A 22,992-nucleotide genomic window follows, 5' to 3' on the forward strand; every position below is an offset into this window, starting at 1 on the left:
TTGAGAATATTGAAATTGTTGAGTTGCTAAAAAAATAAGATTATAGCATAATTTTTACAAACTATAGCATCAAACAGTAAGTAAATTAATATTGAATTATTTCCAGTCAACATATCAATACATTTTGCTTAATTATAAAGTTATGAAATGATAGTAATAAATATTCTTCCTTACAACTAAATAATGGGAAGTGGTAAAAAAAAACACCAATTTCTCCATAATAATTTGAAGAAAATTGGTGCTACTATTTTTATTTAAATGAGTATTTGTTAAAAAAAAAAAAAACTACTTCTTATTCCGATCCATCTTCATATTAATAAACTCCACAGCTAGCGAAAATGCAATGGCAAAATAGAGATAACCTTTTGGAACCGCTCCAACGCGTTGTCCTATTAATTGTGCATCGGAAAGGTGCATGCTTTCTGTGATTAGCATAAATCCTATCAAAATTAAGAAAGCAAGACCCAGTATTTGAATCGAAGGATTTGCATTCACGAAATTCCCAACAGGAACTGCAAACAGCATCATGACTCCCACGGAAATCACTACTGCCGTTATCATGATATAAAGGGCTCCTTCTAGTCCGTTGGTCATCCCAACCGCCGTTAAAATCGAATCAACTGAGAAAATCAGGTCGATCATCAGGATTTGCAGGATGACATTCGAAAAAGATTTTGTGGCACTGCTTCCCAATGTTTGTTCCTCATGGCCTTTGTGTTCCACTTTCTCCCTGATTTCTTTGGTACTCTTATAAATCAGGAACAATCCTCCTGCTAATAAAATCATGGCTTGACCTGTAATATCGGCACTAAACCAGCCCCAATCGAATGAAAACCAGGGTGCTTTCATGGCAATTAGTAAGGTAATTCCAAACAGCAATCCAATTCGCATAAACATTGCCAAGAACAAACCAATTCTGGTGGCCTTTTTGCGTTTCTCCACGGGTAATTTCCCCGTTACGATCGAGATAAAAATGATGTTGTCAATTCCCAGAATAATTTCTAAGAAGGTTAAGGTTAATAGGGCAATCCAAGCATCGGGATTTAAAAATACTTCCATTTTTTAGTTATGAATTATAAGTTATGAGTTTTTCAAGAATTAGAAATTAAAGATAGTGATACAAACGGTGTATAGTTTATGAATTAATTTTTTTAAATTATAAGATAATCAAATGCTTTGCATAAAGCACACAACTTAGTAATTCATAATTTATAACTCCTGATTATTCAATCTTCACTACGGTTCCGGTTTGTTTTTCAGAACTTCCAACCATTCCGAACTCAAATGTATAAGAATTTTTTGAGGTGGAAAGGATTTTCATCGCAATTGCCTTTTTTTCCTGCATGTTTTTCGGGTTGATCTTTTGGATAACATATTCACAATCGTTGATCCATTTGATAGAAGAAGTGTCCGATTTTCCTTCATAGAAATCAATTTCTTGATTTTCAGTACGAATGAAGGTAGTAGTTTTCTTTATGCCATCTACTTCATAGTCAAATCGAAATTTCCCGGTTTTAAAATCCTTGCATTCCCTTTCTGGGGTTTCGAAGCAGGAACATAAAAGGAGTAGGGCCAGTAGTGAGGTTATTTTCTTCATTGTAAACGTCTTAGTTCTTCTTCGGTAAAATTTTTTATGGTTTTTTCTTTCGAGAATTTATCGACATTATAGGCTGTCGAGTTATTCTTCGGAATCGAAAGGCTGTTCCATTCGCTCTGCTTTAATAATTTGGCATAAAAAACAATCTGCCCGATATGATAGGGATAATGGGCTAGTTGCCTGTTGATGGCTTCGATTACCGTATGCCCTTCATTTCTGATATAAATAATTTGCGATAAATGATTGGTTTCTAGTGTGTTTAAGGTGGTTATAAAACAATCCCAACCTTTGTTCCAAAAAGACAAAAGTTCCTCTTTTGTGGTAATGCTTTCCTCAAATTCAGCATCACGGTTTCTCCATTCTTTTTCGCCATCGGTAGTCAGAAAATCGGTCCATCTTGAAAGCATATTGCCCGAAAGATGCTTTACGATTACAGCAATCGAATTGGTATTTTCGTTTAAGGAGATAAAAAGTTGTTCGGGTTCTATTTGTTCAAAAGCTTTTTCCCCCAAGGTTTTATAATAGAGAAATTGCTTTTTGACACTTTCGAGATAAGCGGTATTGGCTTCCATATTATTGAATTTTAATATCATATTTTTCTAAAAGTCCCGGAATTCCCTGTGTGGCAAATTTTGCTTTTCGCATCGGGTTGGATTCTGGGTCGATGGTATAATTATAAGCCGTTACAAAATCGACTTCCTTCAGTTCGGTATCATTGAAAATAGCGCCACTCAAGTCTGTAGTATCAAAGGTAGAGCCTGAAAGGTTGGTTCCAATAAAAATGACATCTTTCAAGGAGGAATGGATGAATTCGGTCTTTGGCATTTTCTTATTGGCAAAGGATGAATAGTCTAGGATACATTCTACAAAATAAACACTAAAAAGGAAATCATCACATTCATTGAATTGAATTCCAAGTAGTTTGCAGTTCTTGAAACTCGCATTTCGCATACTCGAACCTGAAAGTTTGGTCATCGAAAGATTGCAATCAATGAATTCACAATCTACAAAAGTGTTATAGGAAAAATCACTGCTCGAGAAGTCGCAATTCTTGAAAATGCAACCTTCGAATTCACGGTTATTGATTTTCTTATCAAGATAAATTACCTTTTCGAAGGTTTTGTAGAGGTGGATTAGGTTTTCCATTATTTATCAAACATGCTTTTAATAATCGTTTTAATTCCTAAGAAAACCATTACCATTCCGGTAAGGCAAACCAAGATTCCAATACTCAAAATCAGCCAATAAATAGGCTGGAGCTTGTTGATAAAGGCAAAATGAACAATTGCAGGTCCTATAAACAAAGCTGGCAAAGCCCATGACATATAAGATATTCCCTTGGATAATATTTTTCTATTGGTTCCCACAATTAATTTTAGATTTTAGTCCCGAAGCTTCGGGATTAGAGTTTAGATTGGAACTCATAACTCATAATTTATAACTTATAATTTTCCACCGCTTTCCTCACGCTTCCATATTTTTTCAATAGTTCCGAAGCTTCTTCGTATGAAACATTGATTTCACTGATGATCATTTTTACACCCCGATCTACGAGTTTATCATTGCTCAATTGCATATCAACCATCTTGTTGCCTTTCACTTTCCCGAGTTGTATCATTGTGGAAGTGGAAATCATGTTTAAGACTAATTTCTGGGCAGTTCCGGCTTTCATTCGGGAGCTTCCAGTTACAAATTCAGGTCCAACAATTACTTCGATAGGGAATTTTGCAGTTTGCGATAACGGACTTCCAGCATTGCACGAAATGCTTCCCGTGGCAATGTTATTTTCGTTGCATTTTTGCAATCCGCCAATAACATAAGGTGTTGTTCCCGATGCCGCAATCCCAATAACCACATCGTTTTCAGCAATATTTTGCTCCTGCAAATCAATCCAGGCTTGGGTTGTATTGTCTTCGGCATTTTCTACAGCTCTACGGATGGCTTTGTCACCACCGGCAATGATTCCGTTTACCAAATCGAATGCAACGCCAAAAGTAGGAGGGCATTCGGAAGCATCCACAATTCCCAATCGTCCAGAAGTTCCAGCTCCGATGTAGAAAAGTCTTCCGCCTAATTTCAATTTCGAAACGATTTCAGTTATCAAAGTTTCAATCTGTGGCAATGCTTTTTCAACAGCAAAAGGAACAGTTTTATCTTCCTGATTGATGTTTGAAAGCAATTCAGCAACCGACATTTTTTCTAAATGTTCGTATTTCGATGATTGTTCGGTGGTTTTGGTGAAGGTCATTTCTATTTTTTTTGATGCTTAAAGATAAGGATTTATAGCAAAAGCTAATGCGAATGGGGTGCTTCAATTCCTAAAAAGTAAGCCAATACAATTCCAATGGCAATCATCGATAATTTTGCCAAATTGAACTTGTGGTTTTCGCTGCTTTCAAAAATAATAGTGGATGAAATATGAAACAGAATTCCAATTACTACGGCTGTAATTTCAGTATAATAATGATTCAAAAAAGTAAAATATTCAGCAGCTAGTGTTCCAAGTGGTGTCATAATTGCAAAAGCAATCATAAAGAAAAATACAACTGTTTTATTCAGATGTGAATTCAGGAAAAAAGACGTCAAGATAACTGCAATCGGCAAATGATGAATGGCAATTCCTAAGGCCAGATCACTATGATGGCTAACGGGAAACCCTTCCATAAAAGCATGAATGCATAGGCTTATAAAAAGAGCCCAAGGCATCTTCGAGCTTTCATCGTGACCATGTGAGTGAACGTGACCATGTTCAGCACCTTTTGAAAAGAATTCCAATATAATTTGGAACAAAATTCCAAGCATGATGTAAATCCCAACAGCACCTGAATGGTTATGATCACCATGATTTGTTGATTCATATACTTCTGGCAACAAATGCATTACGGTAATGGAAAGCAAAAACGAACCGCTAAAAGCCATTAGCAATTTCAAGTTGGTTTTTTTAGTCGGTTTCAAGAATAATGCAATTCCATAACCAAGCAAAACCGAGAGTAGGGGTAAAATATAAATCATTCTTTAATTTCTGTATAAATCTATCCCGAAGTTTCGGGACTGCAATCTAAATTATTTAAAAACCATTATCAGTCTTTCGCTTTCATTTTTATGGAATTTCTTCAATTTATAATCTCCAAAAGTGTCCAAAAGATAAATTCCGGCTTCTTCCATCAAATTTTCGAAATCTTCCAAGGTTAAAGCTCTTACTTTTTCAGTAAAATGAAATTTTTGACCTTTATCTTCAAAATCAATTTCCTTATAAATGTATCCGTCAATATGAAAACGCTTAATCTTAAAGTCGATTCCATCCACAGTTTTCACTTCTTCGGCAACTAAGTTATTGATTACCTGATGCACATTCATAAAATCAATCACGGCAAAACCATATTCTGTAAGACTTTCTTTTATTGCTTTTAGGGTTGTCAAGTTATCGGCGTCATTTTCGAAATAACCAAAACTTGTAAACAAATTCAAAATAGCGTCATACTTTTCGTTGCACGGTTTTCTCATATCGTGCACTACAAAATGTAAACGGTCATTCTCGGATTTTTTAGCTTCAGCGATACTGTTTTCTGACAAATCCGCACCTGTAACATCAAACCCTAATTGATTCAGATAGATAGAGTGGCGTCCTTTTCCGCAGGCCAAGTCCAAAATTTTAGCCTCTTCGGGAAGATTCAAATAATTGGTAATGTTGTCCATAAACAACTGGGCTTCGGTATAATCGCGGTCTTTATAAAGTATATGGTAATAGGGTGTATCAAACCAAGATTCAAACCAATTGGGTATACTAGGATTTTGTAATTCGGACATTTATCGTTTTCTATTAATTCAAGTCTGCAAATTTAGTGTATTTTTGCACACGAATAATAAAAGAATTCCCCCTTTGGGGGATAGGGGGCTATGGAAAATAATTTTAAAATGGTTGCCAAAACCTTTTTTGGTTTTGAAGAAATATTAGCAAAAGAACTGCAAATGTTGGGAGCTCAGGAAGTTGAGCAAGGAGTGAGAATGGTTAGTTTTAAGGGCGATAAGGGGTTTATGTATAAGGCCAATTTGTCTTTGAGGACAGCTTTGAAAATATTGAAACCCATTTATTTTTTCCGTGTCAATAATGAAGAAAGTCTTTACAAAGGAATTTCGGGAATCGATTGGTCGAAATATCTGAATTCAAATCAGACTTTTGTGATTGATGCTACAGTGCATTCTGAAAAATTCAACCACTCTGAGTTTGTTTCGCAAAAGTGTAAGGATGCAATCGTGGATCAGTTTAGAACTAGAACCGGACAACGACCAAGCATCGACAAGCAATATCCCGATTTGAGGATTAATATTCATATCGATAAGGATCAATGTTCAGTCGCTTTGGACACTTCGGGAAATTCTTTGCACCAACGAGGTTACAGGACAGCTACAAATATCGCCCCAATCAACGAAGTTTTGGCAGCTGGAATGCTCTTGCTTTCGGGTTGGGACGGACAAGGAGATTTCATTGATCCGATGTGCGGTTCAGGAACTATTTTGGCGGAAGCCGCGATGATAGCCTGTAATATTCCAGCCAATATCAACCGAAAAGAATTTGCTTTCGAAAAATGGAACGACTGGGACAATGATTTATTTGACCAAATTGTGACGTCTTGCTTGAAGAAAGTGCGTGAGTTTCATTATACGATAAAAGGTTATGACAAAGCACCTTCGGCAGTTAGCAAGGCAAAAGACAATATCAAGAATGCCAATTTGGATGAATATATAACCATTTCTGAAAACAATTTTTTTGATACCGAAAAAACTTCGAAAGGACCGTTACACATGGTTTTCAATCCGCCTTATGGAGAACGTTTGGATATCCAGATGGAAAATTTTTACAAGAATATCGGTGATACCTTAAAGAAAAATTATCCCGGAACAAACGCTTGGTTTATTACTGCCAATCTCGAAGCTTTGAAATTTGTAGGTTTGAAACCATCAAGAAAAATCAAGCTTTTCAACGGAAGTCTGGAAGCAAGGTTGGTGAAATATGAAATGTATGAAGGAAGTAAAAGAACAAAGTTTCAAACTTCTAGCGATAATAATGATTTAAATTAAAAAGAAATGAGTTTAAAAACCAAAGCCTTTATCTACCAGCTATTAAGTTTTGCAATATTGTTTATTATTGTCCGTTTTTTAGTGGATGCTTATACGAATCTGGAAGGATTTTGGGTTCCTTTAACAGCTTTTGTTGCAGGAACCATCTTGGCTCCACAATTTCAAGCGGTGAAAACCAATGAAGGTGAAAAGCTTTTTATGAAATGGATTCTTATGAAGGGAATCAAGCAGATTAAATAAAAGATTTAAATATTTAAAAGATTTTCATAAATTATGCATCAATAAAAAAAATGGGCAACTTGCCCATTTTTTTATACTTATTATTTCTTCCCTTCCTCAACAACAGGAACATTTTTCTTCTTATAGATAGGTAAAAGATAAGAAACCGTATAATTAAACCCAACGCCAAAATCACCATCATAGGTTCGGTTGAAACCTGGAATGTACAGATTATCGAAGCCTCCCGGTTGTTTGTTCGAAATCATTCGGTTCATTCTGAAACTGAAGCCTACAAAAACATTATCAAAAACTCGGGTTTTCATCCCTACAACCACCTCAAGCCATTGTGCCGAAAGTCCGCTGAATTCAGCTCCTCCATTGGTTGCAGGAAGTTGTCCCCAATAAGGATTTGGATTATAAATATTATAATTATTGATTTGCTGACTAAACGAACTAACGCCATATCTCAAACCAACATGGATCATATTTTCCAGGTCGAGCCAGTTTTCGTGCATATTGTAATCAAAACCTACTTTAAAGAAAGTACCTTTTGTGGTGAAGTTCACCTGATCTTCATCAGTAGTTTTGTTCTCATTTCCAATTTCTCCCGCCAAATAATATTTTTTTGTTAAACGGTAATCACCAACGATTTCAAAACCTGTATAATCTTTGTCATAACCTGTTCGGGCTAATTTCAGTAAATCGACTCCAAAACGAATTCCATAACGTTGCGGTATAACAGGAACTGCTGATGAATCTTGCTGTTTTTCTTGTGCTACAATTACTGATGAACACAAAATCAATACAATGCTACAAAAAATAGATGTTGATATGTGTCTCATTTTCGTTGTCTAGGTTAGGTTCAATAACTTCAATATTTTCAATCCAATTTCCAGAAGTTGCAGCGTCATCATTGTTCAATACAAACGGACTTGCATTTGGAATTCCAAACAAGTCAAAATTGGTTTTAAATCCGCATGCTCTCGAAACATATTCGTCTCTTCTGGAATAGTTAAATGCAAGAGTGTCTATGGTTGCATTTGCAAGAAGTGTATCCTGTGCAAAGCGAATAAATCGAAATTTAGAAACATCTTCATTTATTTTTAGCGGAATATAGGCAACAGTATCATTCCAAAACTGGCTTCCATTATTATTTAAAACACCATTGTTATAATTCATTCCTTCACCAACGATTTTTAGATTGTTCATTCTCTTGACAACCGAAGGATTATTGAAGTCATAAAATTTGATAACCAATCGAGGCGTGGTAGGTGTTGAAGGATCACAAATATCATCCTTTTCACAACCTGCCAATACAATACCGACTATAAATAGGACACAAAGTATTTTTTTCATTTTTTCATTTTTAATTTTCAAACCAAAAAAAGCCATAATATTGGAAAGCCCCTTTTGGGGTTTGGGGGCTAATCTCTTCTCTCCAAAAGTACAACATTTTCCACATGATGCGTTTGCGGAAACATATCGACTGGTCGAACACGAGTAACTTTATATTTTTCGTCCATTAAGGCCAAATCACGAGCTTGTGTAGCCGAATTACAGCTCACATACACCACTTTTTCTGGAGCGATTTTCAGGATTTGTTCGATAACATCTTTGTGCATCCCGTCTCGTGGAGGGTCAGTGATGATCACGTCTGGTTTTCCGTTTTGGGCAATAAAGTTTTCGTTGAAAACGACTTTCATATCACCAACAAAGAAATCACAATTGGTAATTTCGTTACGTTTTGCATTTTCCTTTGCATCAGCAATTGCTTCTGGAACAGCTTCAACACCAACAACTTTCTTCGCTTTTCTCGAAACGAATTGTGCAATGGTTCCCGTTCCTGTATACAAATCATAAACGATTTCATTACCGGTCAAGCCTGCAAAATCTCTTGTGATTTTGTATAACTCATAAGCTTGTTCCGAGTTGGTTTGGTAAAACGATTTGGCATTGATACTAAATTTCAAGCCTTCCATTTCTTCCAAAATATAATCACGACCTTTATATAGCATTACATTTTGGTCATAAATAGTATCATTTGGTTTTTCGTTAATGACATACTGCAAAGAAGTAATTTCAGGAAAACGCTCAGCCAAGAAATTAAGCAAGAGCTCTCTTTTTTCTTTATTTTCTTTGAAAAATTGTATCAAAACCATGATTTCTCCTGTCGAAGCAGTTCTAATCATCAAGGTTCTCAACAAGCCCTCGTGGTTTCTTGGATCAAAGAATTCCAGATTATTTTCGTTTGCAAAATCACGAATCTCATTTCGAATGGCATTCGAAGGATCTTGTTGCAAATGACATTTGGTAATATCCAAAATTTTATCCCACATTTTCGGAATGTGAAAGCCCAAAGCATTTCGGTTTCCTAAATCCTCCGTACTTTCAATTTCGCTTTCGGTCAACCAACGTGAATTCGAAAAACCAAATTCCATCTTGTTTCTATAAAAGAATTGCTCTTTTGAACCTAAGATATCTTCAAATTCAGGAAGTTCAATCTTCCCGATTCTTTGCAAATGGTTTTTTACCTCATTTTGCTTATATAAAAGTTGCTGAGAATATTTCATATTCTGCCATTTGCAACCTCCACAAACACCAAAATGCTGGCAAACCGGTTCAATTCTATGCTCAGAAAATTCGTGAAAACGAACTGCTTTTCCTTCATAATAGGCTTTGCGTTTCTTGAATGTTTGCACATCCACCACGTCGCCAGAAACAACATTTGGTATAAATATAACTTTTCCGTCTGGTGCTTTTGCTACCGAAACTCCTTTGGCTCCAGCATCTAGAACCTTTATATGATTGAAAACGATCTTGTTTGTAATTTTTCTTGCCATAGCGCAAAAATAAGGGTTTGATTAGTTTTTCAAATTGAAATTGTGAATTATTTTTGAATTGATTTTATTTTAGAACCATTTTACAACTATTTTTGCGTTCAAGTGTTGATAATGATAATAATACTATCTTTATCAGTAACTAATAAAGCCCCAAAGTTCTATGAATTTATACAAAAGTTTATCCAAAATTAAGTTTTTGAGAAAGAGCTATGTTGCCAAGTTCTTGTTTATAGCTTTTCTCGGTATCCATATTCCGTTAATTGGTTTGATTGTTTTTATCCTCAATTTCGAAAGTGCTTTTTCACCCACAACCATTTTTATACTCACTTTATTGTTGACATTGGTGGCTACTGCCATAACGCTTTTAGTATTGAACAACTTGATGCAACCTATAAAGGTGATGTCAAAAGCGTTGAACCTTTATCGAAGCAGTAAAATTGTACCCAACTTTTTAGGTGAATTTGATGATGAAGCGGGAAAATTAATGCAGAATATTCAATCAACTGTTGTCGAAAATGAAACACTTTTGCAAAACAAGCAGGATTTGATTTTTTTGCTTTCGCATGATTTAAAGAATTATGTGGAAAATGCCTCTTCATTGGCAAAAATAATTACAGACGAAAATGTTGAAGAAGATATCAAGAATTATGCACAGTTGATAATTGAAAATACAGATAAACAATCTTCTTTTATTGAAAAATTCATCAATTTTTTGAAAGAAGAAGAGAATATTCACAGGCAAGAAATCCAAGTGATATCAATTGATGTTGAGGATTTAGTGGTTTCACTTCAAGAGAATTTTGATCATAAGCTAAACACTAAAAAAATAGATTTAATTATTGAAAAAAATATCGGGATAGTATATTTAAAAGCCGATAAGGAACTTTTGTTTAGGGTGTTGTCCAATCTTCTTGGCAACGCCATCAAGTTTTCTTTTCCAGAAAGTAAAATCCTAATGTGTTTTACAAAGAACGAAAAGCATTTTGAAATCATGATTCAAGATAGCGGAATTGGTTTTGAAAATTCTAAAAGCGAAGTGTTATTTGACAAGTTTACCAAGATGAGCAGAAGAGGAACCCAAGACGAGAAGTCAACCGGAATTGGACTTTATTTATCAAAACAGATCATCAAAAAATTTGGCGGAACTTTTACTGCCGAAAGCGAAGGAATCAATAAGGGTTCAAAATTCACGGTGAAGCTAAAGTTGTATTAGTAGAAAGGTGAAGTGTTTTATTTTTGTTAAAAATCATAATTTCATAACATGTTTCCTTTTTGAAAGGTTTAAATTTGAGATAAAATAATCCAAAATACCTCAAAAATTATGAAAAGAAATGCAACAGCAGTCTGGAAAGGATCTGTAAAAGAAGGAGAAGGAGCTTTAACAACACAAAGTAAGGTTTTAGACAGTGCTCAATATTCCTTCAAAACTAGATTTGAAAACGGAATTGGCACAAACCCAGAAGAACTAATTGCAGCAGCACATTCAGGCTGTTTCACGATGCAATTATCGGCTTATATCACGGAGGAAGGTTTTGAAGTTGAAAGCTTGGAAACCAAATGTGACGTAGATTTTCAAGATGGAAGTGTAGTTGGTTCACACTTAACAGTTACTGGAAAAGTAAAGGAAATTACAGACGAGAAGTTTCAAGAATTGGTTACTAAAGCCGAAAATAATTGTCCGATTTCTAGATTATTGGATACGAAAATTACATCTTCGGCTACTCTAGCTTAATTTTTATAAGAAATAATAATCCGTATTTATGAGCAATCATAAGTATGGATTTTTATTTTCTACAAATGCTAGGATTACACGAAACATTAAAGAATAATCAATTTATAAGATTTATTTTTATTAATTTTGTAGAAAATAGGGTGATTTCTCTCCACAAGTAGGAATTGTATAGCATTATTTAAAAAATAGTTATAATGGCAGTCTTAGAAAAAACAAGTTCAGAAGCAATTATCAATTTAGAAAACAAATACGGAGCTCATAATTATCATCCGCTTCCGGTTGTGTTGAGCAGGGGAGAAGGTGTATATGTTTGGGATGTTGAAGGAAAAAAATATTATGATTTTCTTTCGGCATATTCAGCTGTAAATCAAGGTCATTGCCATCCAAAAATTGTAAATGCAATGATCAATCAGGCTCAAACGTTAACGCTAACATCTAGAGCATTCTTTAACGATCAACTAGGACCATACGAAAAATACATCACTGAAACTTTTGGGCTTGATAAGGTTTTGCCAATGAATACAGGTGCAGAAGCGGTAGAAACAGCTTTGAAACTTTGTAGAAAATGGGCTTATGAAGTGAAAGGTGTAGCCGAACATGAAGCACAAATTATTGTGTGTGAAGGAAATTTTCACGGACGAACAACCACTATCATTTCGTTTTCTAATGATGAAAATGCCCGAAAAAACTTCGGTCCTTACACGGCCGGATTTATCAAAATTGCTTATGATGATTTGGATGCTTTGGAAAAAGCATTGGCATCGACCAAAAATATTGCAGGTTTCCTTGTGGAGCCAATCCAAGGAGAAGCAGGAGTTTATGTGCCATCCGAAGGTTATTTGGCGAAAGCGAAAGCCCTTTGCGAAAAACACAACGCTTTGTTTATTGCAGATGAAGTGCAAACCGGAGTTGCAAGAACAGGAAAATTATTGGCAGTTCACCATGAAAATGTACAGCCAGACATTTTGATTTTAGGAAAAGCAATATCAGGTGGTGTTTATCCAGTTTCGGCGGTTTTGGCAAATGATAGCGTGATGAATGTCATCAAACCTGGACAACACGGTTCTACCTTCGGAGGGAATCCTGTTGCAGCTGCTGTTGCTGTTGCCGCTCTTGAAGTAGTTAAAGATGAAAACTTGGCTGAAAATGCGGAGAAATTAGGTATCATCTTCAGAGAAAAAATTGGTGAGTTTGTAGCCAATTCAAACATTGCAACACTTGTTAGAGGAAAAGGATTGTTGAATGCGATTGTAATCAATGATACAGAAGAAAGCGACACGGCTTGGAACATCTGCATGCGTCTTCGCGACAATGGCTTGCTTGCCAAACCAACTCACGGAAACATCATTCGTTTTGCACCACCATTGGTTATGAACGAAGAAGAACTGCTCGATTGTGTGAACATTATCATCAACACTTTGAAAGAGTTTGAAAAATAGAAATAATAAAAAATCCGCTGAAAAGCGGATTTTTTATTGGTATAAATTTATTTATTATTGAGCAGCTTGCATTTGTTCAATCCATTGCTGTTGCATTTCCATCAATCCTTCTTGACCAATAGTTACATAGAAGTAAATGTTTGCAATCAAATAAATTGTACTTAAAACGATTCCGATAATGGCAAGGATTCTACCCGTATTTAAGTTTGAATAATTAGAGTAAAGTTCTGGATTTTCTAAATAAAGTGCTTTGTCTTTTTTGGCTAAAACTAGGGCAACAATTCCTAATATTAAGCCAATGATTCCATAACAACAGCAGGTTACAATTGATAAAATTCCAAGAACGAGAACAGCGGTAGCATTGGGTAATTTTTGATTTTCCATGATTTGATGGTGGTTTTAAGTGATTAATAATTTGAAATTTTAAATAAATAGGCAATAACCATGATCGATGCATTAATTATAGCCAAATTAATAATAATTTTATGATAATTTCTTTTTTTGTCAATAAAATTCAAGGCAATACTTCCAAAAAGCAAAATTGTAGTATAAATGGCTGGAAACATGTGAAAAGCAGCTATAAAATCACCGTGAAACAGCAATGAAAGAGAACGTTGCATCCCACAGCCGGGACAATCCAAGCCAAAAAGTTGCTTGCTTAAACACGGAATCATATATTTTTCTAAATCCAAAATGCTTTCTTTTTATTGCAATTTTACAAAATAAAAATAAACTTTTCGGATTTTAAAGGTTATTATTTTAAAGTTCTTTACTTTTGGATTCCCAATTAATGAATATGAAGAAGCTACTAATTCCTGTTCTGTTTGTTTCAGGATTTTTCCTGCTTTACGAACAAAGTAAGGATCAACCAAATATCTATATCATTGCAGCATCCATCGTGGTTTTCATGTTTGGATTGATGCAACTCAATACTAAAATTCCACATAAAAATAACGACAAAGACGAAAACAATGTTCAATAAAGGAGATAAAGTTACCGTATTGGATGATGCGATTGATGGTATTGTACTTTCCGTAAAAGCTAATAAAGTGACCATCGAAACCACGGATGGTTTTGATTTGACGTTTGACGCAAAGGAATTGATTAAAGTAGGAACTAATGATCTAAACTTCAACATTGGTCCTAATTTGAGTCAGATCATAAAAGAAAAAGAAATCCCGAAGCCTAGAAGTTTTGTCAAGGAAAAAAAACCGAAACATGAAGCGGGAGTTCCGGAATTCGACCTTCATATCGAAAAATTAGTCAAGAGTTTCAAGGGAATGAACAATTATGACATTCTTTCCATACAAACAGAAACCGCCCAACGTCACATAGAATTTGCCATCAAAAACCGCATTCCAAAGATTGTTTTCATTCATGGAGTGGGGGAAGGCGTTCTAAAATCTGAACTCGATTTCCTTTTGGGAAGATATGATAATGTTGCTTTTCAGGATGCTAATTACCAAAAATATGGTCTTGGAGCTACCGAAGTATATATCAAACAAAGTAAGTAACTACGGAACAACAATGGTTTCAAATTCTCCAAAAACAAATTCGCTTTTCAGTAAAAAGTTTTGATTACCTCTTATCATTTTTACATTTCTTAAAGTGACAACATGAGAACGATTGCCTTCTGTGGTTTCAGATGTAACTACTTCAATCACACCGTTTTCACCCGAACCATTTTCGGCAACCCAACTGTGTTTGATTGTCGGAAAATTAGGTGGATCGTTGTCACATAAAAACGCTTCTGTTACAGGAGTAGTTGCTGTTTTCGCATAAAGATTATGAGTGAGAACATTTTCACCACCCAAAAATCTTGTTTTAGGCTCATCAGTAGTTAGCACAGTCGAAAATAAAAACTCTGCATCTGCTTGACTTAATGTAAGAATCAAAGCCTGAGTTCCATTATTTTTAAAAAGAAAAGTCAAGTCATCACCACAAGTTTGAATAGCTGTTGCAGTATCAAAAGGCTCAAAAGGAGTAGCTGTTCTCTTAAAAGTTACTGTTGGAAGCGATTCATTTCGTTGTGATTGAAACGAAATATCTGAAAAATTTAGCGTATAAAGATATTCTGTAATTTTTGTTGCACCATTAGCATCTGGCAACGATTTCAAAGCAGTAGTCACAACAGATATTTTACCACCTAGTGCTGTGCTTTCCTCTGTAACCACAGGATACGAAGCTGGAAAACTCGAGCAAATAGTTGAGGAAGTTATGTCATCATTATACACTCTATAAATCAATTGGCCAGGATTCTGTGATCCAGAATTGTTGAGATCAATCACAAAAGGAGCACCTTGTAAAGTATCGACTGTAAGAGTTTGAGTGAAATTCTTTTCCAATACTTCTAAAATCAAAGCCCTTTGATCAGTAGTTTTATAGATAAAGAATTTATTAGTAGTAGCATTACATTCTTGAGCAGCCGAATCATCAAACTCAAATGACACTTCGGCCAAATCGCCATCATCACAACTCGCAAATAAAACCGCTACAGCCAAAAAAATAAAAAATCTTTTCATTATCCTATAAATATTTAAAGCAAAAGTAATCAAAAATAGCATAATTCATAAGCTACTTTTCATAATGAAATCACAAAGAAACAATTTTGAATTCTAGAAGCATCGCCATGGCACTTTTTGAGCCATGTTCCCGCTGGAGCAACTCGCTTTGCAACAGCTCTTACGGCAGTTGCAAGAGCTCAAATCCCGAAACTTCGGGACACCATCGGGGCTAAATGAAATCTTTAGGCTTCTTTTAATCCTTGTTTTCCAATAGGAGTATAATTTTCCTTGCACCTTCACAATCATCATTTTAATCGATAATTCTTAATTTTTAATTCGAAGTTAACAATTCATAAGAAAGTACAAAACCAAAAAAGACCTAAATTTGCAACCATGAAAAAAATATATCTAGACAACGCCGCTACGACACAAATCCGACCAGAAGTTATTCAAGAAATGGTCAAAGTAATGTCAGAAGAGTATGGAAATCCATCTTCAACCCACAGTTTTGGTAGAAGTTCGAAGAGTATTTTAGAACTTTCTAGGAAATCCATTGCAAAATGTTTCAACGTAAGTTCTCAAGAAATCATTTTCACATCTGGAGCTACAGAAGCCAACAACTGGATACTCAATAGTGCGATTGTCGATTTGAAAGTAGAACGAATTATTACTTCCAAAATCGAGCATCATGCGGTTTTGCATACCATTGAAATTTTAGAAAAAAAGCATGCCATCAAAGTTGAGTATGTAAAAATAAAACCAGACGGAACAATTGATATCAATCATTTGGTAGAATTATTATCTGAAAATATTCCAACTTTGGTTTCCTTGATGCACGTTAATAACGAAATCGGGACTGTTTTAGATTTGGAAGAAATAGGGAAAATTTGCAAGCAGCATCATGCCTATTTTCATTCGGACACCGTTCAATCCATCGGGAAAACAACATTCGATTTACAGGAAATTCCAGTAGATTTTCTTGTGGCAAGTGCTCATAAATTTCATGGACCAAAAGGTGTTGGTTTCGCTTTTATTCGAAAAGGAGTATTGCTAAATCCTTTGTTTTATGGAGGCGAACAGGAAAAAGGTCTTCGTCCCGGAACAGAATCGGTTCATAATATCGTTGGGATGACAAAGGCTTTGGAAATGGCCTATCAGTTATTGGAAGAAGAAAAAAAACATATTTCAGATTTAAAAAAATACACCATCAACCAACTTCAAGATAGTTTTGATGGAATAAAAGTGAACGGAAATCCAGACCACACTTTTTATAATATTTTGAATGTATGCTTGCCTTTTTCGGAAGCCAAAACTTCGATGATTTTATTTAATTTGGACATGAAAGGAATTGCCGTTTCAAGAGGAAGTGCTTGCCAATCAGGAAGTTTAAAGCCTTCTCACGTTTTGGCCGAAATTTTGAATGACGATGATATTAAAAAACCATCCTTACGAATTTCCTTCAGCCATTTCAATACAACCGAAGACATTGATGCTTTTATTGAAGTATTAAAAGGGATTTAGATACTATAATTTTTTTAAACCATTAAGGTATAAAGTAATAACTACTTAATGAAACTTAATGTCTTAATGGTTTAAAATTTTAATAAAAAAACCGAAGACTTTCATCTCCGGTTCAAACTAAAAACCAACCATCAAAACTTATTTTTACTGATTCCTGAAAACCAATTTTCCGTCGAATTCGTCAATCAAAATAATACTGTCTGTTTTGATACTTCCGCCAAGAATCTCTTTTGATAATTCATTCAGAACTTCTCTTTGGATCACACGTTTTACAGGTCGTGCTCCAAAATGAGTATCATAGCCTTTTTGTGCCAAATGGTCAATCGCCTCTGGTGTCGCATCCATCGTAATGCCTTGTTGCAATAACATTTTGCTAACCGATTTTAATTGCAAACCAACAATCTGACGAATATTATCAGTAGAAAGTGGCGTGAACATTACGATTTCATCAATACGATTGATAAATTCAGGTCGAACGGTTTGCTTCAATAATCCCAAAACCTCTGTTTTAGCAGCTTCGGTTGCAGCTTCTATTCCTCCCTTGAGATTTTCAAATTTCTCCTGAATAATATGGCTTCCCATATTCGAAGTCATGATGATAATCGTATTTTTAAAATCAGCCAATCGGCCTTTATTATCCGTCAATCGACCCTCATCTAAAACCTGCAACAGTATATTAAAGGTATCAGGATGAGCTTTTTCGATCTCGTCCAATAAAATCACTGAATAAGGTTTTCTTCTAACGGCTTCCGTCAATTGTCCGCCTTCGTCATATCCCACATATCCCGGAGGTGCACCAACCAAACGGCTCACGCTGTGTCGTTCCTGATATTCACTCATGTCGATTCGGGTCATTGCGTTTTCATCATCAAACAGATATTCGGCAAGTGCTTTCGCTAATTCGGTTTTTCCAACTCCAGTTGTTCCAAGAAAAAGAAACGTTCCGACAGGTTTTTTCATATCCTGCAAACCAGCCCGACTTCTTCTAACAGCATCACTAATCGCTTGAATGGCTTCTTCTTGACCTACAACGCGATGATGTAATTCGTCTTCAAGTTTCAATAATTTTTCTCTTTCGCCTTGCAACATTTTCATTACTGGAATTCCGGTCCATTTGGCTACGACTTCAGCAATATCTTCACGGGTTACTTCTTCTTTTATCAGTGAATTTCCACTCTGGTTTTCCTGCAATTGTTTTTGCAACACATCTAGTTTTTCCTGAGCTTCCTTGATTTTTCCGTAACGAATTTCGGCTACCTTTCCATAATCGCCTTCTCGTTCGGCACGTTCGGCATCGAATTTTAAATTCTCAATATCCGTTTTAATGGCTTGGATGTTATCTACAACATCTTTTTCGGATTTCCATTTGGCGTAGATTTCATTTCGATCTTCCTTCATATTCGCCAAATCGATACCTAGAATCTTTAATTTGCTTTCGTCATTTTCACGTTTTATAGCTTCAATTTCGATTTCAAGTTGCATGATTTTTCGATCCAAAACATCTAATTCTTCTGGCTTTGAATTGATTTCCATCCTTAATTTGGAAGCGGCCTCGTCCATCAAATCGATGGCTTTATCGGGCAAAAATCGGCTGGTGATGTAGCGTTGTGATAATTCGACAGCAGCAATAATCGCATCATCTTTGATTCTCACTTTATGATGTGTTTCATATTTTTCCTTGATACCTCTAAGGATCGAAATCGCACTTTCAGTATCGGGTTCATCCACAATTACTTTTTGAAAACGTCTTTCAAGAGCCTTGTCTTTTTCGAAATATTTTTGATATTCGTCAAGAGTCGTAGCCCCAATGGCTCTCAATTCGCCACGAGCCAAAGCGGGTTTCAAAATATTGGCGGCATCCATTGCTCCATCGCCACCTCCAGCACCAACTAAAGTGTGGATTTCATCAATGAACAGTACAATATCGCCTTCGGCAGAAGTGACTTCTTTCACCACCGATTTCAAGCGTTCTTCAAATTCACCTTTGTATTTTGCACCAGCGATCAAGGCTCCCATATCCAGAGAATAAACAATTTTATCCTTTAAATTATCAGGAACATCGCCATCCACAATCCTATGGGCTAAGCCTTCGGCAATTGCAGTTTTTCCAACTCCAGGTTCTCCAACTAGCATGGGGTTGTTTTTAGTTCTTCGGGTTAGGATTTGCAAAACACGTCGAATTTCTTCATCCCGACCAATAACGGGGTCTAATTTTCCGTTTCGGGCGAGCTCATTCAGGTTTTTTGCATATTTGTTTAAGGAATTATAGTTTTCCTCAGCCGATTTAGAAGTTACTCGTTCGCCTTTTCTCAACTCTTCGATTGCTGCTTTCAAGCCTTTTTCGGTAACTCCTTGATCTTTCAAAACTTGTGCAATCTTGCTTCGTGAACCGAAAATGGCAAGAATTAGATGTTCAATCGAAACAAATTCATCATTCATTTTTTTGGCGATGATCTCAGCTTCATTCAAGGCCGAATTTGCATCACGCGAAAGTGTTAAAGTTCCGCCGGAAACTTTTGGAAAGCCCTGAATCATGCTATCTAGAATTTGTTGGAACAAATCAACATTAACATTCAGCTTTTTTAATAAATAGGGTGCGACATTTTCGTCGACTTCAAAAATGGCCTTTAGCAAATGCTCGTTTTCAATTTGCTGTTGGCCGAAACTTTGAGCCAGCAATTGGGCTTGCTGCAAAGCTTCTTGTGATTTGATTGTGAAATTATTTAAGTTCATATTTTTATTTTAAGTTTAACAGTTTAGAGATTTGGTTTTTTTAAATTTGATGAATGGATTTCAAAATACATTCCAATACGTAAAAACCGACAAAATGTCTGTAAATAAAGGAATTGTAACGACAAAATGTCCTAAAACAAGACAAAATGAGTTTATTTAATATTTTCGGAAATGATTCTAGTAAAGATAATGCCTCTTCAAATATGGAATGGAATAAATTGGAACATATTGATCAAATTGCCAATATGATTATTCCGCAGTCTTGGGAAATTCCTATTTTGATTTTCAAACACAGTACCAGATGCAGTATCAGCCGTTTTGCTTTGAAACAATTTGAAAAAGAATTTGATTTGCAAGGAAAAGTCAAGCCTTATTTTTTAGATTTATTGGAACATCGCGATATATCCAATGAAATTGCACATCAATTTGGAGTCCAACATCAATCGCCTCAACTAATTGTAATACAAAATGGAGTTGCAGTTTATGATACTTCGCATGATAGCATTGATGCTTCAGCCTTGAAAAGATTTACTATATAAAAATAAAAAATCCGAAGCCATAAACTTCGGATTTCTTGTTTTCTTATTTTCTAAATTTATTCTTGACGATAATATCTTTCAGCTTTAGCTTCAAATCTTCTCCTGTATCATATACCATTTGTTCATTGGAAGGGAAAGGAACAGGTCGGTTTTTAAAAAACGGATGGTATTCTTTTTCAATTGCTCTTAGATCTCCTCTGTATTTTGCATAAATATTTTCAAAAACAAACTCGCTCGAAATTGGAAACGTTTGAATCAATTGGTTGGTAGTAAGGTCTAAATAATCCACTTTTGCTACTACTTGAGCTGTTTTAAATTGACGGAATTCATTGATTTTAATTTTTACAATCTTGATATTATCTACCATTACATCTTTGCCAAGGCTATCTTTTACGACTCTTCCTCTTGCATCTAAAAGTTTCTTTTTTCCGTCAACGATTTCTTTCTCATTTACAAATTCACGTTCTTTTATTTGTTCAGGCGAAATGTTTATCTGACGGAAATTTACCAGCATAGCATAGTCATAGGTTATATTTTTTTGTTTGCTGCTATGGTAAGCAGTCCATTTATCATTCAAACCATACGTGCTAAAATCCAAAAGAGCAGTTTGCAAGTCCATTGGAATCATCATTTTGGTTTCGTTTTTTGTATAAACGTGTACAAAATCAGTTCCTTTGAATTTTGCATCTTCCATCAGTTTTCGCACGTCCTTATAATTTGGAGTCAATTGTTCCAAATAAACCAAATCATCATAAGCACGACGGTAATTAGCCTTATCTCTCGTGCCTAAAAGACCTTTTGCATTATCATACAAATGACGTGAAAGTGCATTTTTACTGTCGATTATCTGATCTGTATAATCATCAAAAGGGAAATTAGCATTTCGGCCTTCTTTCAAAAGTTTCAATGGAAGTAGAGGTCTGATTTTTTCCTGACGATTGTTCAATTGAACATACGTATTAAAAACCTCTTCAAAATTCCTTGGATTAGCATCTTTAACTAGCATCGAAATGTTTCGCAAATCACGATCCTTTGCTTTTGCGAAAGCTTCTTCCAGTAAATAAACATAGTCTTGTTTTCCTTTTTTGTCCTTGTTACTCCTTAAACTTGAAACTGCTTTGTCTATTGCAGCATCATAATCTCCAGAGCCCACAAAATTTTGTGTTTGTTTTACTCCACAACCAGCAGCGATTATCAGTAAAAATAAGAGTAGGGTAGTTTTTTTCATTTTTGGTAAGTTTTAGCAAATATAATTTTTTTAAGGAGCTATTTCCGGCTATCCGTTGCAATCTTTTATTTTTTTAAAGAAAAAAAATAAAAGGATTTCCACTTCTATCCGGGCTAGGGCTTTTAGGTGCGAATTCAACAATAGTGCCAAAAAAAAGCCTAATCGTTTTGTCAACAATCAGGCTTGATTTATAATTAAAATAAAAATTATTTTCGTGTAAAAGGAGGAAGTAATTTACTGCAAACTTCACCAAAACCAATTCTCACATCTGAGTTTTGGCAATAGCCTTTTATTCTTACAGAATCACCATCATTAATAAATTTACGTTCTGTTCCATCTTTCATTTGTATTGGATTTTTTCCACCCCAAGTCAATTCAAGCATTGATCCAAAACTATCTGGAGTTGGTCCAGAGATTGTTCCAGAACCCATCATATCGCCAGAGTTTACGCGACATCCATTAGAAGTATGGTGGGCCAATTGTTGACTCATCGACCAATACATATATTTGAAATTTGATTTGCTAACAAGTGTTTCCTCTCCATTTTCAGGTTCAATCGAAACTTCCAAGTGGATATCAAAAGCGTGTTTTCCTTTTTGTTGTAAATAGGGAAGAGGCGTTGGATCTTGTTTAGGACCTTTAACTCTAAAAGGTTCTAAGGCATCCAAAGTAACAATCCAAGGTGAAATGGAGGAAGCAAAGTTCTTGGCCAAAAATGGTCCAAGTGGTACATATTCCCATTTTTGGATATCTCTTGCACTCCAATCGTTCAATAATACCATCCCGAAAATATAATCTTCGGCTTCATGAACTGGAATGTTTTCGCCCATAATGTTGGCATCTGTTGTAATAAAAGCGGTTTCCAATTCAAAATCAATCAATCGTGAAGGGCCAAAAACAGGAGTCGTTTCGCCATTTGGCAAGGTTTGTCCCATTGGTCGGTGAACCGGAATTCCAGACGGAACTATAGAAGAACTTCTTCCGTGATAGCCAACCGGAATGTGCAACCAGTTAGGTAACAAGGCATTTTCTGGGTCACGAAACATTTTTCCCACATTTGTAGCATGTTCTTTACTAGAATAAAAATCAGTGTAATCACCAATTAAAACGGGTAATTGCATCTCGATTTCATCTAAAGTAAAGATTACTATTTCACGGTGTTTTGCGTTATCTCGAAGTAAAGGATTCTCAGCATCAAAAATTTCGGCAATTCGGTTTCTAACCAAACGCCATGTTTTTTTTCCGTCAGAAATAAAGTCATTTAGGGTGTCCTGCATGAACATATCATCGGTTAATTCGATGCCTTCAAAATAATTCATCTGCTGTAAAGCACCTAAATCGATCGCACTGTCACCAATTCTGGTTCCAATTGTGATGACGTCGTCTTTGGTTAAGAACACACCAAAAGGTATATTCTGTATTGGAAAATCGCTGTCATTTGGGACTTCCAGCCATGATTTTCTATTGGGGTCGTTTGCTGTAATCGGCATTTTGTATGTTAGTTAGTTTGTTGAAAATTCAGTTATCAAATATATCATTATATGTCAATTTAACAAACGGT

General features: G+C 35.4%; 26 protein-coding genes. 9 read left to right on the forward strand and 17 right to left on the reverse strand.

Features of this window, described 5'->3' with window-relative positions; genetic code table 11:
- Window positions 1-285: 285 nt before the first annotated feature.
- From G508_RS0111080 to G508_RS0111115, 8 genes are all read right to left on the reverse strand, one after another.
- Window positions 286-1,059 carry a TerC family protein gene (locus tag G508_RS0111080; RefSeq protein ID WP_026705381.1) on the reverse strand — a complete coding sequence of 258 codons (774 nt, stop codon included), beginning with the start codon at window positions 1,057-1,059 and terminating at the stop codon, window positions 286-288.
- 163 nt (window positions 1,060-1,222) lie between these two features.
- Entirely contained in the window at window positions 1,223-1,597 is a 375-nt protein-coding gene (locus G508_RS0111085; RefSeq protein ID WP_026705382.1) for a hypothetical protein, read from the reverse strand.
- Entirely contained in the window at window positions 1,594-2,169 is a 576-nt protein-coding gene (locus G508_RS0111090) for a DUF1572 family protein (RefSeq protein WP_026705383.1), read from the reverse strand. The genes G508_RS0111085 and G508_RS0111090 overlap by 4 nt, the downstream gene beginning before the upstream one ends.
- 1 nt (window position 2,170) lies before the next feature.
- Window positions 2,171-2,743, reverse strand: a complete 573-nt coding sequence (locus G508_RS0111095; RefSeq protein WP_026705384.1) for a pentapeptide repeat-containing protein — start codon at window positions 2,741-2,743, stop codon at window positions 2,171-2,173.
- Entirely contained in the window at window positions 2,743-2,964 is a 222-nt protein-coding gene (locus tag G508_RS0111100; RefSeq protein ID WP_026705385.1) for a DUF6095 family protein, read from the reverse strand. The genes G508_RS0111095 and G508_RS0111100 overlap by 1 nt, the downstream gene beginning before the upstream one ends.
- 68 nt (window positions 2,965-3,032) lie before the next feature.
- The gene (murQ, locus tag G508_RS0111105; protein ID WP_026705386.1) at window positions 3,033-3,845 is read right to left on the reverse strand and encodes an N-acetylmuramic acid 6-phosphate etherase; all 813 of its coding nucleotides are present in this window, start codon (window positions 3,843-3,845) and stop codon (window positions 3,033-3,035) included.
- A 44-nt stretch (window positions 3,846-3,889) separates the two neighbouring features.
- Window positions 3,890-4,609, reverse strand: coding sequence for a ZIP family metal transporter (locus tag G508_RS0111110; protein ID WP_026705387.1), 720 nt, complete (start codon window positions 4,607-4,609; stop codon window positions 3,890-3,892).
- Between the two features lie 51 nt (window positions 4,610-4,660).
- Window positions 4,661-5,404, reverse strand: coding sequence for a class I SAM-dependent methyltransferase (locus G508_RS0111115; RefSeq protein WP_026705388.1), 744 nt, complete (start codon window positions 5,402-5,404; stop codon window positions 4,661-4,663).
- A 90-nt stretch (window positions 5,405-5,494) separates the two neighbouring features.
- On the opposite strand from G508_RS0111115, the gene G508_RS0111120 reads away from it, so the two are divergent.
- Window positions 5,495-6,676 carry a THUMP domain-containing class I SAM-dependent RNA methyltransferase gene (locus G508_RS0111120; RefSeq protein WP_026705389.1) on the forward strand — a complete coding sequence of 394 codons (1,182 nt, stop codon included), beginning with the start codon at window positions 5,495-5,497 and terminating at the stop codon, window positions 6,674-6,676.
- 6 nt (window positions 6,677-6,682) lie between these two features.
- Complete coding sequence (locus G508_RS0111125) at window positions 6,683-6,916, forward strand: hypothetical protein (protein WP_026705390.1); 234 nt, start codon at window positions 6,683-6,685, stop codon at window positions 6,914-6,916.
- An 80-nt stretch (window positions 6,917-6,996) separates the two neighbouring features.
- Here G508_RS0111125 and G508_RS0111130 read toward each other — a convergent pair whose 3' ends face one another.
- The 3 genes from G508_RS0111130 to rlmD form a co-directional block, all read right to left on the reverse strand.
- Window positions 6,997-7,737, reverse strand: a complete 741-nt coding sequence (locus G508_RS0111130; protein ID WP_026705391.1) for a DUF6048 family protein — start codon at window positions 7,735-7,737, stop codon at window positions 6,997-6,999.
- Entirely contained in the window at window positions 7,706-8,251 is a 546-nt protein-coding gene (locus G508_RS0111135) for a DUF6452 family protein (protein WP_026705392.1), read from the reverse strand. Before G508_RS0111135 ends, G508_RS0111130 begins: the two co-directional genes overlap by 32 nt.
- Before the next feature lie 68 nt (window positions 8,252-8,319).
- Window positions 8,320-9,735 carry a 23S rRNA (uracil(1939)-C(5))-methyltransferase RlmD gene (gene rlmD, locus G508_RS0111140; protein WP_026705393.1) on the reverse strand — a complete coding sequence of 472 codons (1,416 nt, stop codon included), beginning with the start codon at window positions 9,733-9,735 and terminating at the stop codon, window positions 8,320-8,322.
- A 196-nt stretch (window positions 9,736-9,931) separates the two neighbouring features.
- On the opposite strand from rlmD, the gene G508_RS0111145 reads away from it, so the two are divergent.
- The 3 genes from G508_RS0111145 (at window position 9,932) to rocD (ending at window position 12,906) form a co-directional block, all read left to right on the forward strand.
- A complete protein-coding gene (locus G508_RS0111145) occupies window positions 9,932-10,948 on the forward strand; it encodes a sensor histidine kinase (protein ID WP_169628028.1) in 1,017 nt (338 codons plus the stop codon).
- A 108-nt stretch (window positions 10,949-11,056) separates the two neighbouring features.
- Window positions 11,057-11,467 carry an OsmC family peroxiredoxin gene (locus tag G508_RS0111150; RefSeq protein ID WP_026705395.1) on the forward strand — a complete coding sequence of 137 codons (411 nt, stop codon included), beginning with the start codon at window positions 11,057-11,059 and terminating at the stop codon, window positions 11,465-11,467.
- A gap of 194 nt (window positions 11,468-11,661) precedes the next feature.
- Entirely contained in the window at window positions 11,662-12,906 is a 1,245-nt protein-coding gene (gene rocD, locus G508_RS0111155) for an ornithine--oxo-acid transaminase (RefSeq protein ID WP_026705396.1), read from the forward strand.
- A gap of 54 nt (window positions 12,907-12,960) precedes the next feature.
- On the opposite strand, the gene G508_RS0111160 is transcribed toward rocD, so the two are convergent.
- Window positions 12,961-13,290 (reverse strand): CCC motif membrane protein, encoded by a 330-nt coding sequence (locus tag G508_RS0111160; RefSeq protein ID WP_026705397.1) that lies wholly within the window; start codon window positions 13,288-13,290, stop codon window positions 12,961-12,963.
- A gap of 23 nt (window positions 13,291-13,313) precedes the next feature.
- On the reverse strand, window positions 13,314-13,598 hold the full coding sequence (locus G508_RS0111165) for a DUF2752 domain-containing protein (protein ID WP_026705398.1): 285 nt from the start codon (window positions 13,596-13,598) through the stop codon (window positions 13,314-13,316).
- 104 nt (window positions 13,599-13,702) lie between these two features.
- Between G508_RS0111165 and G508_RS0111170 the strand changes: the two genes are divergently transcribed.
- Together G508_RS0111170 and G508_RS0111175 are read left to right on the forward strand one after the other, a co-directional pair.
- Window positions 13,703-13,888: a hypothetical protein gene (locus G508_RS0111170; RefSeq protein ID WP_245569863.1), complete on the forward strand. Its 186-nt coding sequence runs from the start codon at window positions 13,703-13,705 to the stop codon at window positions 13,886-13,888.
- Window positions 13,878-14,420 (forward strand): Smr/MutS family protein, encoded by a 543-nt coding sequence (locus tag G508_RS0111175; RefSeq protein ID WP_026705400.1) that lies wholly within the window; start codon window positions 13,878-13,880, stop codon window positions 14,418-14,420. Before G508_RS0111170 ends, G508_RS0111175 begins: the two co-directional genes overlap by 11 nt.
- Here the strand turns inward: G508_RS0111175 and G508_RS0111180 are convergent, their stop codons facing one another.
- Window positions 14,421-15,428, reverse strand: coding sequence for a hypothetical protein (locus G508_RS0111180; protein ID WP_157485973.1), 1,008 nt, complete (start codon window positions 15,426-15,428; stop codon window positions 14,421-14,423).
- Window positions 15,429-15,803: 375 nt separating this feature from the next.
- Here G508_RS0111180 and G508_RS0111185 point away from each other — a divergent pair, with 375 nt between their 5' ends.
- Window positions 15,804-16,931 carry a cysteine desulfurase family protein gene (locus G508_RS0111185; protein ID WP_026705402.1) on the forward strand — a complete coding sequence of 376 codons (1,128 nt, stop codon included), beginning with the start codon at window positions 15,804-15,806 and terminating at the stop codon, window positions 16,929-16,931.
- Window positions 16,932-17,075: 144 nt separating this feature from the next.
- Here G508_RS0111185 and clpB read toward each other — a convergent pair whose 3' ends face one another.
- Window positions 17,076-19,664, reverse strand: a complete 2,589-nt coding sequence (gene clpB / locus G508_RS0111190; RefSeq protein WP_026705403.1) for an ATP-dependent chaperone ClpB — start codon at window positions 19,662-19,664, stop codon at window positions 17,076-17,078.
- Between the two features lie 146 nt (window positions 19,665-19,810).
- Here clpB and ytxJ point away from each other — a divergent pair, with 146 nt between their 5' ends.
- A complete protein-coding gene (gene ytxJ / locus G508_RS0111200; protein ID WP_026705404.1) occupies window positions 19,811-20,203 on the forward strand; it encodes a bacillithiol system redox-active protein YtxJ in 393 nt (130 codons plus the stop codon).
- A gap of 43 nt (window positions 20,204-20,246) precedes the next feature.
- On the opposite strand, the gene G508_RS0111205 is transcribed toward ytxJ, so the two are convergent.
- The gene (locus G508_RS0111205; RefSeq protein WP_026705405.1) at window positions 20,247-21,431 is read right to left on the reverse strand and encodes a hypothetical protein; all 1,185 of its coding nucleotides are present in this window, start codon (window positions 21,429-21,431) and stop codon (window positions 20,247-20,249) included.
- 206 nt (window positions 21,432-21,637) lie between these two features.
- Window positions 21,638-22,921, reverse strand: coding sequence for a fumarylacetoacetase (gene fahA, locus G508_RS0111210; protein ID WP_026705406.1), 1,284 nt, complete (start codon window positions 22,919-22,921; stop codon window positions 21,638-21,640).
- Window positions 22,922-22,992: the final 71 nt, after the last annotated feature.

It is taken from the genome of Flavobacterium soli DSM 19725, assembly GCF_000422705.1.
In the GTDB taxonomy this organism is placed as follows: domain Bacteria; phylum Bacteroidota; class Bacteroidia; order Flavobacteriales; family Flavobacteriaceae; genus Flavobacterium; species Flavobacterium soli.